Raw genomic sequence first — 14,281 nt, 5'->3', positions numbered from 1 at the left:
ATGAAAAATCATCCTTATTAAATTAAGCATTCAAGAATACATATCTTAGTAAGAATAGTCCTGATAATACTAGCACAAGTGGACTAATTTCTTTGTATTTTCCTGAAAATACTTTTATTATTGTGTATGAAAGCACACCAAAAACAATACCTTCAGAAATTGATTCTGTGAAAGGAATTGCAGCAATTGTGATAAATGCAGGGATGCCTTCTGTAAAATCTTCCCAATTAATTTTTAATAATGGGCTTGTCATTAAAAATCCAACGATAATTAATGCTGGAGCTGTTGCAACTGCAGGCACAAGTAAGAATATTGGACTAAATACAATTGATAATAGGAAGAAAATTCCTGTTACAATTGCTGTTAAACCAGTTCTACCACCTTCAGCAACACCGGCAGATGATTCAACGAATGTTGTAACTGTTGATGTACCAACTAATGCACCGAAAGTTGTACCAATAGCATCTGCTAAAAGCGCCTTTTCAACTCTTGGTAAATTTCCATCTTTATCTAACATATTTGTTTTAGAAGCAACACCAGCAAGTGAGCCAACTGTATCAAACATGTCTAAGAATAGCAATGTAAATAATGAAATCCAAAATGATTGTTCTAAAATATTTTTAGGAATAGCAATTTTGAATGCAACATCTTGGAATCCGTGAGGAATACTTACAAGGCTGAAGTTTGCAGGAATTTTTGTAACGCCAAAAGGAATACCTATTAATGTTGTAGCTATAATACCAATTAATATTGCTCCCTTAACTTGTCTAGCAACTAATATAGCTGTAATAATAATACCTAAAACAGCAACGATTGTAATTGGACTTGAAATATTTCCAACTGAAATTAAAGTACCTTCGCCAGCCTTTACAAGACCTGCACTTTGGAATCCTAAGAAAGCAATAAAGAATCCAATACCTACGGAAATTGAATTTTTTAATGTTACAGGAATAGATTTAAAGATAACTTCTCTAAATTTAACAGCTGAAAGTAAAATAAAAATAATACCTTCCATTAAAATAATAAATAGGGCTTCATTCCAAGTATATCCATATTTCAATACAATTGTGTATGTAAAATAAGCATTAAGACCCATACCAGGTGCTAATGCGAATGGATATTTTGCTAAAAGCCCCATTATAATACTTGCAACTGCTCCTGAAAGTGCTGTTGCAACAAAAATACCTTGTTGATTCATGCCTGTTTCTTTTAACATGCCAGGGTTTACAAATAGTATGTAAGCCATTGTCATGAAAGTAGTAATACCAGCAATTATTTCTTTACGTACATTCGTACCATTTTCTTTAAGTTTAAAAAACTTTTCCACATAATCCTCCGAATTATTTTAGTAAAATCTAACACAATTATTTTATCAAGAATCAGGAAAATGTCAATATTATTTCAAACTATATATTGTATAATTTTTACTTTAATAAATAAGAACTATATAATATATAGTTAGTTGATATTTAAATAAGAATATTTATATTTTTATTAACAATTTTGTGTTTTATTGGTATAATCAAAAAAGGAGGTTTTCATGTTAGATAGTTATAATATTTACATTTCTACTGTATTTGGATTGGAATCAGTAGTTAAAAAAGAGTGTGAAGCTTTAGGATTTAAGGATGTGAAAGTTTCAAATAGTAAAATTGAATTTGTTGGCAGTCAAAGAGATATTGTAAAAGCTAATCTATGGCTTAGATCAGCAGAGAGAGTGTACATTAAACTTTTGGAGTTTAAGGCATTAACATTTGATGATATATATGAAAATGTTAATAATTTTGATTGGGAAAACTATCTTTCAGAAAATGGGAAAATACTTATTTCAGGAAAATCTCTAAAGTCAAAATTATATTCTATTTCCGATAATCAGGCAATAACTAAAAAGGCAATTATTAATAGATTGTCTAAAGAATATGGAAGATCATGGTTTGATGAAACTGATGAAGAATATAAAATTAGTATTTCTCTTTTAAATGATATTGCTACTGTTAGATTAGACACTTCAGGAGTAGGATTACATAAAAGAGGATATAGAACTAAGCAAAATGAAGCTCCAATGAAGGAAACATTAGCTGCAGCTTTAATACAACTTTCAAATTGGAATAAAAAAAGTGAGTTTATTGATTTATTTTGTGGATCGGGAACTATTCCTATAGAAGCAACATTAATTGCTAAAAATATAGCTCCGGGTATATCAAGGATTTTTGATTTTATGTATTGGAAATTTTTTGATAAAAATATTTATAAAGAAGAAAAAATCAATGCATATAATGCGATAAATGATGAAAAAGTTAAGATTACAGGTTTTGATATAGATAAAAAAGCGATAGAAATTGCAAAAGAAAATGCTATAAATGCAGGAGTTGATGAATATATAAAATTTGTAGTAAAAGATGTAAAAGATGTAGGATTACAAAATAATTTTGCCACTGTAATTTCTAATCCTCCATATGGTGAGAGAATTGGGGAAAAAGAAGAATTAGAAAAAATATATGATTCTATTTCTAAAATTACAAAAAAATATACAACTTTGTCATTTTATTTCATTACATCAGATGAAGATTTTGAAAGAAAAATAAATATGAAATCGGATAAAAAAAGAAAATTATATAATGGTCGTATAGAAGTAAATTACTACCAGTTCTATGGACCAAGTATTTTAGATTTACTAGGAGGCTAAAATGAAATTTGAGCCTAAAATTGAAAATTTTACTAGATATGTCCAGGGTGCAAATTTTAGATTTTTAGATGCGATGGAAGATCTAGTAAGAATTAGAGATAATAATGGAGAAATTCTTTTTGAAAATAAGTCAATGAGAGATTTAATAGAAAATCTTATTATAAAAAATAAGAGGAGATTAATATCGCCGGAACTTTTCTTAGAACTATATGAAAAAAGAAAACAAGGAAAAGACTTATTAAAGAGAGAAGTTAATATTGATGGCAAATTATATTCTATAAATGCTTCCCCTGTGTATAATGATATAGGAGAATTAGAGGGTTATATAGAAGTTTTTAGAGATATAACCGCTGAAAGAAATACTACTAAACAATTATATATTGCTAATAAAAAAATAAACGACGATATGCAAATGGCAAAAAAAATTCAAAAAAGTATTTTGCCTAAAAAGAAACATTATAAAAATATTTCCTTTCAATTTGGACATGTACCATCAGATAATTTATCAGGAGATGTATTTGATGTAATAGAAATAAATAAAAACAAATTAGGAATATATATTGCGGATGTTGTAGGACATGGTATTTCAGCATCAATAATGACAATGTTTATAAGACAATCAATGAGAAGTATTGTACAAGAAGATGAAAATTTAAGTCCATCAGAAACCATACAAGAATTAAAAAGTATGTTTAGTCAGCTAAAATTAGATATTAGTCAGTATTTTACAATTATTTATATGGTTATAGATACTGAAACTAATGTTTTAAAATATGTCAATGCGGGTCATAATTGTGCGCCAATTTTATTTAATTCTTCAAGATTAGGATTTTTACAAAATTGTGGATATTTTATATCTAATTTATTTAACAATGTTGAATTTAATGAAAAAGAATTATATTTAAATAAAGGAGATAAAATATTAATATACACTGACGGATTGACTGAAACTACAAATTATGCTGGAGATTTTTTTGGCGAAGATAGGCTAGTAAAATGGATAAGAAAAAATCGTAATGAAAAACAATTTGTTAAAAAACTTATAAATGAAGTTGAAATCTTTAGGTATAATAAGCAAGTTGATGACATTGCGGTACTATATTTAGAATTAAATTAAGGAGAAAAAAATGAAAATAGATTTAAGTAAGGCAGTTTTAGAAAATAAAATTGATAAAATAAAGGAAGAGGTATTAAAAGCTCAACAAATTTTGGTTGAAGGTAAAGGCGAAGGAAGTGATTTCTTAGGATGGTTAGATTTACCAATCAATTATGATAAGGAAGAATTTGAAAGAATTAAAGATGCAGCAAAAAGAATTAGAGAAAATTCAGAAGTTTTAGTTGCGATTGGAATCGGTGGTTCATATTTAGGAGCTCAAGCAGTTCTTTCAGCATTAACAAATAGTTATGCAAAAAATAAACCAGAAGTAATATTTGTTGGTAATCATTTATCTTCTACAGAAATCGTAGAATTAAAGGAATATTTAAGTGATAAAGATTTTTCTATAAATGTAATTTCAAAATCAGGCACAACTACAGAACCTGCAATAGCATTTAGAATTTTCAAAGAATTATTAGAAGAAAAATATTCTGAAGAAGAAGCAAAAAGCAGAATTTTTGCTACAACAGATAAGGCAAAAGGTGCATTAAAAACATTGGCAACCCAAAAGGGATATGAAACTTTTGTTGTACCAGATAATGTTGGAGGAAGATTTTCAGTTTTAACAGCAGTAGGATTATTACCAATTGCAGTTGCAGGAATTGATATTGATGCATTGATGCAAGGTGCTGCAGATTATAGAGAGGAAGTTTTAGATAAAGATTTTGAAGAAAATGATGCATTAAAATATGTTGCAATGAGAAATGTTCTATATAGAGAAGGAAAAGATATTGAAATTTTAGTAGCATATGAACCAAAACTAAAATTCTTCAATGAATGGTGGAAACAATTAGAAGGTGAATCAGAAGGAAAAAATGGAAAAGCATTATTCCCTGCAAGTGTAATATTTACAACTGATTTGCATTCATTAGGACAAATTATTCAAGAAGGTAAGAGAAATATTTTTGAAACAGTAATTTCTGTAAATACACCAAAATATGACATTAGCATTAAATCAGATGAAGATGATTTAGATGGACTAAATTACTTAGTTGGTAAAACAGTTGATGAAGTAAATAAAGTTGCTACAAAGGCTACTGTAGATGCTCACGTTGATGGAAATGTGCCTAATATTGTATTACATTTGGAAGAAATTGATGAATATAACTTAGGTAAGATGATTTACTTCTTTGAATATGCAATTGGAGTTTCAGGATATGTTTTAGGAATCAATCCATTCAATCAACCTGGTGTAGAAAAATATAAAGCAAACATGTTTAAGATGTTAGAAAAGCCTGGATATTAATATAGAAAGAGAATATTTATGGGGAAAAAAAATAATTTAGAGTCACAATATAAACATTCAATTGAACAATTAACTCAAAAAACAAAAGAAGAGTTATTGGAAAGAGGAGTTACAATTGACGATATAGCAGAAATTGTATATAAATTACAAAGTTCTTATGTAAAGGATTTATCTATTGAATTTTGTAAGTACTCTATCAATAAAGTTTTGGAAAAAAGAGAAGTTGTTAATGCTGTTTTAACAGGGATACAGTTAGATAAATTAGCAGAAAAAGATTTAATAGAAGAGCCAATTTTAAGTGTTATAAAATCAGATGAAGGTCTTTATGGGATAGATGAAATTCTTCCGTTATCAATTGTTAATTTATATGGATCTATAGGATTGACAAATTTTGGATATTTAGATAAAGAAAAAATTGGAATAATCAAAAAAGTTGACGAAGCAAAATGTGGAGCTGTAAATACGTTTTTAGATGATATAATAGCAGCTATTGCTGCTGCAGCGGCTTCAAGAATTGCCCATAGTTTAAGAGAACCAAATAAAAAACATTATGAGTAAGAAATATTACGCTGTAAGAGTTGGTAGAAAAATTGGAGTTTTTTCTACCTGGGATGAATGTTCAAAACAAGTAATAGGATTTAAGGGTGCTATATATAAAAGCTTCTTTACAAAAGAAGAAGCTGAAAATTTTGTAGGAAACATTGAAAAGGAAGAGATTTCCAAAGATTCTATAGATGATAATGAAATAATTGCATATGTAGACGGATCTTATAATATAAATACTGGTCAGTTTGGATATGGCGTTATTTTGATAGATAGAGACCAAGAAATTACTTTTAATGAAGGAATTTTTGATGATGAATTAAAAAATCAAAGAAATGTAGCTGGAGAAGTTTTTGGATCAATGTCTGCAATTCAAAAGGCCATAGAGCTAGAAAAATCGAAGATATATATACATTTTGATTATATGGGGATAAAAGCTTGGGCTTTAGGAGAGTGGAAAACTAATATTCAGCTTACGAAAGATTATAAAAAATTTATAGATGAAAAATCTTCTTTAATAGATATAGAGTTTATAAAAGTTAAGGCTCATTCAGATAATAAATACAACGATATAGCAGATAGATTGGCGAAAGATGCGGTAGGAATAAAATAAAATAAAATTTCCATTGATGCCACGAGTCCTCGCTCCTTAAGGAACTGCCGAGGTGGCTACATGGGAATTTTATTTTATCAAGAAAAAACTATTGTAAAAATTTTTTAAGTTTTTTATGGACAGAATGGTTAAAAATTTTTTCAATTAATACTTTTAAACTTTTTATTTTTAGAAGTAGGATGGACATTTATAAATAAAAAAATCCCTAGATATTCAAATCTAGGAATTTTTATGATAATTTTACAATTTAAAAACTATCTTTTGAAATAGTCTTTTTTTTTATAAAGATTATTTGTTTTTTAATAAATCTCTAATTTCAGTTAATAAAATTTCTTCTTTTGAAGGAGTTGCTGGAGCTTCTTCTTTAGGTTTTTGAGTTTTGTTATAAGCTTTAACTATTACAAACATCACAAATGATACTATAAAGAATGTAATAACTGCATTAATAAAATTACCGATCATAAATGTAACGCCAGCGATAGTAACTTGCAATGTTGAGAAGTCAATACCAGCTGTTAAAGCACCAACTAAAGGCATGATTAAATTTTCAACTAAAGCTTTAACTACTGCTCCAAAAGCACTAGCCATAACTACAGCTACCCCTAATCCTAAAACATTTCCTTTATTTATAAAATCTCTAAATTCTTTTAACATAAATTTTCTCCATTCTATATTATTTACAAATTTATTATATTTATATAAATAAATATTGTCAATATAAAGTTGAATAAGATAATTTGTTATTATAAAATATGATAAAGGAGTTACTTATATGAGTAAGATTAATATATCAAAATTTAAGAATAAATTGTATGAATTTGAAAATGTCAGAAGTTTAGTAGATATTAATAAAAAAGATGAAGTCTTTAGTAGATTTGTATTGGGAATTAATAATTTTGAAAATATAGATTTGTATATTAAGTCATTTATACAGGATGGGGAAATATTAATAAGTAAATTAAATAATTATTTTTTAGATGAAAATGAGATAATTTCTTATAAATATATTGATAATACAAAAAATATAGTAGAACTATTTTTTATAAATAATGAAGCTATTTTTAGTTATATTTCAAATAATGAAAAAAACGTAATAATATTTGATAAGGACAGAATACTTAAAGATTTATCAAAAGAAGAGGTAAATAGCAATTGGATTTTACCAAAAGAGGATGAATTTATAGAAGAAATTATAGACTTTTTATTTAATTTATCAGAGATAGCTATAAATTACAAAAATAAAAACTATATTAAAGCTAGTTTGCTAAAAAATGATCTAATTGATAATTTAATATACATGTTAAACTGTTATATTTCATTGAAATATAATAATCATGTGATAGTTGACCAATATGCAAATAGACTTAGAGACTATTTAGAGGAAGATGAGTTTAATGAATTTGAATATATTGTTTCTGAAAGTGCTAGAAATGATATATGGACTATAATTTTCAAAGCTGCACAACTTTATAGAACAATTGGTTTGTATATATCAGAAAAATTAAAATATACATATCCTAAAAGAGAAGATGTGCGTATATTGAATATCTTAAGAGAAATTTATAAGGAAGAAGAATGAAAAAGAAAATTTTAAGCTTATTATTAACATTTGTAATTTTATTTACATTCATACCTTTTTCGTATGCGGCTAATTTCACATATGAAAATAAAATTGAGTCTATGTTGGTTGCAGAAGCTAAAACAGGAAAAATATTATTTAAGAAAAACATCGATAAACCTATGCCTATAGCATCTATGTCTAAAATTATGACATTGCTTGTAATTAAAGATGCTATAAAAGAAGGGAAAATTAAAATAAATGATATAGTTACCGTAACGGAAGATTCTGCAAAATATAATATGCCGGGATATTCATCATTTGATTTAGTTAAAGGAGAAAAAGTCTCTGTTGAGAATTTATTAAAAGCTTCAATGATTGTATCAGGAAATGATGCAACTGCAGCATTAGCTATTCATTTATCAGGAAGCGAAGATAAGTTTACAAAATTAATGAATGATAAATCAAAGGAATTAGGGTTAAAAAATTCTAGTTTTATAAATCCTACAGGGATAACTATTGAAAAAGATAAGAAAAAATTATTTAATAAAATGTCTGCAGAGGATTTATTAAAACTAACCAAATATATTTATGAAAAATATCCAGAAATTGAAGAATATGGGAAAACAGGTGTTTTAGACGTTCCTGAAAGAAAATATTCTAGAAAGTCCACACTGCCATTAAGAGATAAACAGTCAGGTTTGTTGGGATTAAAGACTGGATATACAGAAGAAGCTGGATATTGCTTTACTGGGATATTTGATTTATCAAAAAATGAAAAAAAATTAAATACTAAAATTTTCACTATAGTTATGGGAGCGGATACAGAAGAAATGAGAGCTGTAACTACAGATGAGTTGATTGATTTTACATTAAATAATTTTTATTTAAGTGATGAAATAAATAAAGAAAAATCCATTGCTGATATTTATGTGTCAAACTCCGTAAATAAATATATTTCAGCATATCCTCAGGAAAATTTTGATAAGCTTGTACATGTCGGAACAGTAATTGATGCACAATATACATTAAAAGAGAATATCTTTGCTCCGATTGAGGATGGGCAGATTATAGGTGAAATGATGCTTTTTGAAGATGGAAAAGAAATTAAAAAGATTAATTTAATAAATAAGGGATATAAGACAAGAGAGAGTTTTATATCAAACATTATAAACACATTAAAGACATTTTTTGATGATTTAATGCAATTTACTTAAGGAGTCAATGATGAAATATTTATTTTTTGATATAGACGGCACATTATTAAGCCATACAGAAGGAATATCAAAATCTACAATTGATGCATTAAAAATGGCTAAAGATAATGGTCATAAGATATTTATATGTACAGGTAGATCATATAGCGAAATACCAGAATTAATTTATACATTTAATTTTGATGGAGTAATAGCTGCAGCTGGTGGATATGTAAAAGTTGGAAATGAAGTAATTTTCAATAAAATTATGCCGGAGCATTTAATAGATAATATTATTTATCAATTGGACAAAATGGATATACCATTTATGCTTGAAGGAGTTGAAAAAACATATTCACATAAAGATGCTAGATATATTTATGATGAAAGAAATTTGAAGAGAAAAGCAATAAAAGATAAAACTAAATATGAACATTCAGCTTATGATTACAGGATACCGGAACTATTTACAATAGATGAATATTTTAGTAATAGAACACCTATCAGCAAAATGACATTATATGGAAATGGTCCGGAAAGCTATTTTGAATTAGAACAATTTATTGATAAAGATTTTTATTTATTGAAGTATGATATATATGCTGAGTTAATAAGTAAAGGAATAAGTAAGTTAACAGGTATAGAAAAAGTAATGAATTATTTAAATGCAAGTATGAATGAAACCTTTGCATTTGGAGATAGTTTAAATGATTATGAAATGATAAGAGGAGCAAATATAGGGATTGCTGTAGGAAATGCTTCTGAACCTGTAAAGAAAATAGCTGATTTCATTACAGATGATATTCATGATAATGGAATATACAATGCTATGAAGCATTATAATTTAATTTAAGGAGGAATATATGTTAAAAATTGGAGATAAAGCACCGGAATTTAGTCTTGAAAATCAAGAGGGGAAAATAGTCAATTTGTCTGATTTTAGAGGTCAAATAGTTGTTCTCTATTTTTATCCGAAAAATAATACACCGGGATGTACAAGTCAAGCTTGTGGTTTTAGAGATATAAACGAAGAATTAGAAAAAATGAATGTAAAACTTTTAGGTATAAGTAAGGATAAGATTTCATCACATACAAATTTTATTGAAAAATATGGCTTAAATTTTGATTTATTATCTGACCCAGAAAAAGAAGTGCATGAATTATATGGTACATTAGCTGAAAAGAATATGTTTGGAAAAATAGTATTTGGAACATCTAGAGATACTTTTATTATAGATGAAGAAGGTAAAATAAAAGAAATTTTTAGAAAAGTAAAAGCAAAAGATAATCCATTTGAAATTTTGGATTATTTGAAGAAGTAAAAAAATTATTTTTGTAATGTTTTTTATGAGGAAATAGTTTCTAGAATGATGAAATAGTTTATAAAATGCTGGGAAATTTTCTAAAATGAGAAAATCAAATCAATCATATGAATTTGTCTGTAGGATCATAAGTTTTCGTCAAAAATCCCTAGATATTGAAATCTAGGGATTTTTGACGTGTTTTATTAAATTATTTAAATATTTTTAAGTTTGTTTGATATAGACACTTTACTGAATTTTACCCTTTTTTGATAATTTGTATGCTTCAATTTGATATGTTAAATTTGCACATATACTAATTATTCCGCATATAATTATTGGTAATATACCGGTATTAAATATTATATGTGTTATTAATAAAGTTATTAATAAAAATGCAATCAATTTTTGTATAAAAGTATATGATTTAAATGTAGCTCTATATATTATTGCTTTTTCTGCTTCATCACAAGATTCAACCCATTGCTCTGTAAATTTTAGTGATGAAGGATCTCCGTATCTGTCGGGATAAACTTTTATTACAAGATTAACAAATCTCATTAAATAAATAGCTTCGTAAAATGATGAAATAACAAATATTAAAGATAATAAAAACCATACACTTAAATTAATAGTTTTTATATTAATATTTGTATAAGACACTGCATAAATTAATATTATAAGTACTGAAACAATAGAAATGATACTTGTTGAGATAGCACCATATCTACTAAGTTTTAGTTCTTTTATATCTGCTTCATTATCGTCTTCAATTCCTTTTATTATTTCATTACCTAAAATTTTCATTTTGTATATAAATAGTTCACCTAAAAATAACTCTATTGATAATAGTATGCTAATAATATAAAATCCATAAGATTTAATTGTTTCAGGTATTTTATTCATTAAATTTGAAAATTTTATAAATATTTCTGATTTAATTTTTAAGCTGTAGATTATATAACCGATTGAAAAACCTATTAAAAATCCAATTAAAAGTGATATTAAGAAAATTAATATAAATTTTAGTATTTTATTTTTGATTTTCATTATTTTCCTCCTCATAAATAAAAAGATCTTCTACTGTGGCATTACATATTTTTGAAATTTTTAATGCTAAAGAAACGGATGGGGAATAATCACCACGTTCTATTAGACTAATTGTTTGTCTAGAGACTCCACATAATTTGCCCATTTCTGTTTGATTAACACCGATTTTTGAACGGTATTCTTTTAAATTATTAAACAATGGCATATTTATTCCTTTCTAAAAATCATTTATTATTTCGGCCGAAAATAATGACAAATATTGTTGTCAAAAACATTATACTATTTGACAACAATATTTGTCAAATAGTTTTTTATAAATTATATAAATTACGGATGAAGCTATTATATATCCCATTGAAATATCTGTAAGGAAGTGAGCTCCGTCAAATATTCTTGAAATGCCTACAAGTACTGCCCATAAAATTGGGAAAGTAATTAAAAATTTACTTAATTTTTTATTAATGCTAAAAATTTCAGGTATATAAATTAAAACTAGGCTGGAAGCTGCAGCACTAGTGTGTCCTGATGGAAATGATTTGAATAAATCATTTGCTGGTTTTCCATTTAAAATCCACCAATTTGTAAATGTTGAAAAATTTCCTTTTTGGTACATATCAAAAAATCTATGTCTGCCCCAAATATTTTTCATAAAGTCAAAAATTATAAAAATTGTAAAAATTGAAATTGCGGCGAAAAGAGCAAATTTAATTAATTTTGGGTTATCCTCAACTTTTATAAATTTAAATAATATTAATGATGACGAAATATAAAATATATAAATTAATATGCTTAGTAAAATTTTTTCACTGTTAAAATATTTAGGTATTCCATAAGCTGAAACAATTGGAAAACAGATAAAAAATAGAAACATTAATATATAAGCTAATTTATTTACTCTAAAGTTAGAATATCTTAAATAAATAAGAGAAGATGTTGTCATTATTATAATCATTGGAAATTCCCCTAAAAATTTAAGTGTTTCAGGATAAACATTTCCTCTAGAGTAAAACAATTTATTAATTTGTAAGTCATAAAATGAACCTATTAATAGTCCTATAATTCCCAATAAAATAAAAAATAATAAAATTTTTGTTGATTTTTTCAAAAAGTCCTCCTAAATGTTGTTTTTTTAAGTCTATAATAAATATTTTATCAAAATACTTTAATATAAAAAACTTTTTTTGATATAATACATAGATAGAGGTAAAAATGGAAATAAAAAGCTTAAACTTAAAAAAAACTGCAGAAGAATATTATTATAATGGTGATTTAAAAAAATCATTGGCTTTATTTGATAGAGCCTTAAATTACTCTGAGGGCGATAATAAGTTAGATATTTTATATTCTCAAGCTATAATTTATGATGAGTTGGATGATTATAAGAATTCATTACAAAAATTCAATGAGGCGTATGAGCTAAATGACACAAATGCACAGATTTTATATGGAATAGCTATGAGTTACGAAAAACTTGGTGATTATGATAAGGCTGAACATTTTTATAAACAGTGTATTGAAATAGATCCAGAGTATGATAGAGCTTTGTTTTTCTTAGCAAATTTATATGATGTTGAAAATAAATATGATGATGCTATAAAGTATTATAAAAAAACTATAGAATTAGTGCCTGATGATTATATTGCTTACAACAATATAGGAGCAATTTATGAAAATATTGATGAATTTGACTTGGCACTTGAGGCGTTAAATAGATCAATTTCAATAAATCCAGAATATTTTAGAGCATATTTTAATAAAGGTGTAGTTTATGGTAGAATAAAAAACTATTTAAAAGCAGTTGAAAATTACAGAATCTCAATAAGTAAAAATATTTATTATGGAAATAACTATTTGAATTTATCCGCAATATATATAGAAAAAAAATTATATAAGGAGTCGGTATCAATATTAAGTAAGGGTATAAAAAATGAAGCAGATAATTTAGCGAATTTGTATTATAATCGTTCTTGCTCATATATTAAATTAGATGAATTTGATAAATCTATGAATGATTTAAGAAAATCTGTAGAGTTGAATAATGATATAGTTGAGTATGCAAAAAATGATGAAGACTTTAAAAATATTAGAAAAAATGATATATTTAGAAGAATAATTGGAGATTAATATGATTACACTTAAGACAAAAGAAGAAATAGAAGGAATGAGAAAATCAGGAGAAATTTTGTGTAAAACTCATTTGGCAATAAGAGAAATTTTAAGACCAGGATTGACTACATTGCAAGTTAATGATTTTGCAGATGCATTTATGAAATTTAAGAATGCAATCCCTAGTCAAAAAGGATATGAAGGATTTCCATATGCATTATGTACATCATTAAATGATGTTATTTGCCATGGATTTCCAAGTAAAGATGTTGTATTAAAAGAAGGGGACATTTTATCAATTGATAATGTTGTTAACTATAATGGGTATTTATCAGATTCATGCTGGTCATATGCAATTGGTGAACTTTCAGAACAAGATAAAAAGCTTATGGAAGTTACAGAAAAAAGTATGTATTTGGGAATTGAACAGGCAGTAGCTGGCAATAGAATTGGAGACATTGGAAATGCCATTCAAACTTATGTAGAAGGAGAAGGTTTTTCAGTTGTTAGAGATTTTATAGGACATGGTATTGGTAAAGAAATGCATGAAGATCCTCAAGTTCCTCATTATGGAAAAGCAGGAAGAGGAAGAAGATTGATGGAAAACATGGTTATTACAGTGGAACCAATGGTTAATGTTGGGACTTGGATGATGAAAATTGATAGTGATGGTTGGACAGCTAGAACAAGAGATGGAAAGAAATCATGCCAATTTGAACATACATTTGTTGTAAAAGATGGTAAGGCAGACATTTTAACAAATCAAGATGATTATGAATTAAATGAAGAAGAAAAACAATGGATAAAAAATTATAAATTTTAGGAG

Annotated in this window: 16 protein-coding genes; 11 read left to right on the top strand and 5 right to left on the bottom strand. The window is 26.4% G+C overall.

The window, feature by feature from the left end; genetic code table 11:
- Window positions 1-22: 22 nt before the first annotated feature.
- On the bottom strand, window positions 23-1,327 hold the full coding sequence (locus ABGF48_RS00480; protein ID WP_408104400.1) for an NCS2 family permease: 1,305 nt from the start codon (window positions 1,325-1,327) through the stop codon (window positions 23-25).
- A 213-nt stretch (window positions 1,328-1,540) separates the two neighbouring features.
- Here ABGF48_RS00480 and ABGF48_RS00475 point away from each other — a divergent pair, with 213 nt between their 5' ends.
- The 5 genes from ABGF48_RS00475 to ABGF48_RS00455 are packed head-to-tail and all read left to right on the top strand — an operon-like array spanning window position 1,541 to window position 6,244.
- Window positions 1,541-2,686 carry a THUMP domain-containing class I SAM-dependent RNA methyltransferase gene (locus ABGF48_RS00475; protein WP_408104399.1) on the top strand — a complete coding sequence of 382 codons (1,146 nt, stop codon included), beginning with the start codon at window positions 1,541-1,543 and terminating at the stop codon, window positions 2,684-2,686.
- 1 nt (window position 2,687) lies between these two features.
- Entirely contained in the window at window positions 2,688-3,803 is a 1,116-nt protein-coding gene (locus ABGF48_RS00470; RefSeq protein ID WP_408104398.1) for a PP2C family protein-serine/threonine phosphatase, read from the top strand.
- Between the two features lie 10 nt (window positions 3,804-3,813).
- Window positions 3,814-5,088, top strand: coding sequence for a glucose-6-phosphate isomerase (locus ABGF48_RS00465; protein WP_408104397.1), 1,275 nt, complete (start codon window positions 3,814-3,816; stop codon window positions 5,086-5,088).
- An 18-nt stretch (window positions 5,089-5,106) separates the two neighbouring features.
- The gene (locus ABGF48_RS00460) at window positions 5,107-5,646 is read left to right on the top strand and encodes a phosphatidylglycerophosphatase A family protein (RefSeq protein ID WP_408104396.1); all 540 of its coding nucleotides are present in this window, start codon (window positions 5,107-5,109) and stop codon (window positions 5,644-5,646) included.
- Window positions 5,639-6,244 carry a ribonuclease H1 domain-containing protein gene (locus ABGF48_RS00455; protein ID WP_408104395.1) on the top strand — a complete coding sequence of 202 codons (606 nt, stop codon included), beginning with the start codon at window positions 5,639-5,641 and terminating at the stop codon, window positions 6,242-6,244. Before ABGF48_RS00460 ends, ABGF48_RS00455 begins: the two co-directional genes overlap by 8 nt.
- Window positions 6,245-6,532: 288 nt before the next feature.
- On the opposite strand, the gene mscL is transcribed toward ABGF48_RS00455, so the two are convergent.
- Window positions 6,533-6,898 carry a large conductance mechanosensitive channel protein MscL gene (mscL, locus tag ABGF48_RS00450; RefSeq protein WP_408104394.1) on the bottom strand — a complete coding sequence of 122 codons (366 nt, stop codon included), beginning with the start codon at window positions 6,896-6,898 and terminating at the stop codon, window positions 6,533-6,535.
- 118 nt (window positions 6,899-7,016) lie between these two features.
- Between mscL and ABGF48_RS00445 the strand changes: the two genes are divergently transcribed.
- The 4 genes from ABGF48_RS00445 to bcp are packed head-to-tail and all read left to right on the top strand — an operon-like array spanning window position 7,017 to window position 10,320.
- Window positions 7,017-7,823 carry an aminoglycoside 6-adenylyltransferase gene (locus ABGF48_RS00445; protein ID WP_408104393.1) on the top strand — a complete coding sequence of 269 codons (807 nt, stop codon included), beginning with the start codon at window positions 7,017-7,019 and terminating at the stop codon, window positions 7,821-7,823.
- Window positions 7,820-9,019 (top strand): D-alanyl-D-alanine carboxypeptidase family protein, encoded by a 1,200-nt coding sequence (locus tag ABGF48_RS00440; protein WP_408104392.1) that lies wholly within the window; start codon window positions 7,820-7,822, stop codon window positions 9,017-9,019. The genes ABGF48_RS00445 and ABGF48_RS00440 overlap by 4 nt, the downstream gene beginning before the upstream one ends.
- A 10-nt stretch (window positions 9,020-9,029) precedes the next feature.
- The gene (locus tag ABGF48_RS00435; protein ID WP_408104391.1) at window positions 9,030-9,851 is read left to right on the top strand and encodes a Cof-type HAD-IIB family hydrolase; all 822 of its coding nucleotides are present in this window, start codon (window positions 9,030-9,032) and stop codon (window positions 9,849-9,851) included.
- Window positions 9,852-9,861: 10 nt separating this feature from the next.
- Entirely contained in the window at window positions 9,862-10,320 is a 459-nt protein-coding gene (bcp, locus tag ABGF48_RS00430) for a thioredoxin-dependent thiol peroxidase (protein WP_408104390.1), read from the top strand.
- Between the two features lie 228 nt (window positions 10,321-10,548).
- Here bcp and ABGF48_RS00425 read toward each other — a convergent pair whose 3' ends face one another.
- The 3 genes from ABGF48_RS00425 to ABGF48_RS00415 form a co-directional block, all read right to left on the bottom strand.
- Complete coding sequence (locus ABGF48_RS00425; protein WP_408104389.1) at window positions 10,549-11,349, bottom strand: DUF3169 family protein; 801 nt, start codon at window positions 11,347-11,349, stop codon at window positions 10,549-10,551.
- Entirely contained in the window at window positions 11,333-11,554 is a 222-nt protein-coding gene (locus ABGF48_RS00420; RefSeq protein WP_408104388.1) for a helix-turn-helix transcriptional regulator, read from the bottom strand. Before ABGF48_RS00420 ends, ABGF48_RS00425 begins: the two co-directional genes overlap by 17 nt.
- 69 nt (window positions 11,555-11,623) lie before the next feature.
- Window positions 11,624-12,454, bottom strand: coding sequence for a phosphatase PAP2 family protein (locus tag ABGF48_RS00415; protein ID WP_408104387.1), 831 nt, complete (start codon window positions 12,452-12,454; stop codon window positions 11,624-11,626).
- A gap of 104 nt (window positions 12,455-12,558) precedes the next feature.
- Here ABGF48_RS00415 and ABGF48_RS00410 point away from each other — a divergent pair, with 104 nt between their 5' ends.
- A complete protein-coding gene (locus ABGF48_RS00410; protein WP_408104386.1) occupies window positions 12,559-13,473 on the top strand; it encodes a tetratricopeptide repeat protein in 915 nt (304 codons plus the stop codon).
- Between the two features lies 1 nt (window position 13,474).
- Window positions 13,475-14,278, top strand: a complete 804-nt coding sequence (gene map / locus ABGF48_RS00405; protein WP_408104385.1) for a type I methionyl aminopeptidase — start codon at window positions 13,475-13,477, stop codon at window positions 14,276-14,278.
- Window positions 14,279-14,281: the final 3 nt, after the last annotated feature.

The sequence above is a fragment of the Helcococcus bovis genome (assembly GCF_046035835.1).
GTDB lineage: Bacteria > Bacillota > Clostridia > Tissierellales > Peptoniphilaceae > Helcococcus > Helcococcus bovis.
The sequence above is the reverse complement of the archived record's forward strand: the minus strand, read 5'-3'. Positions and strand labels throughout refer to the sequence as shown.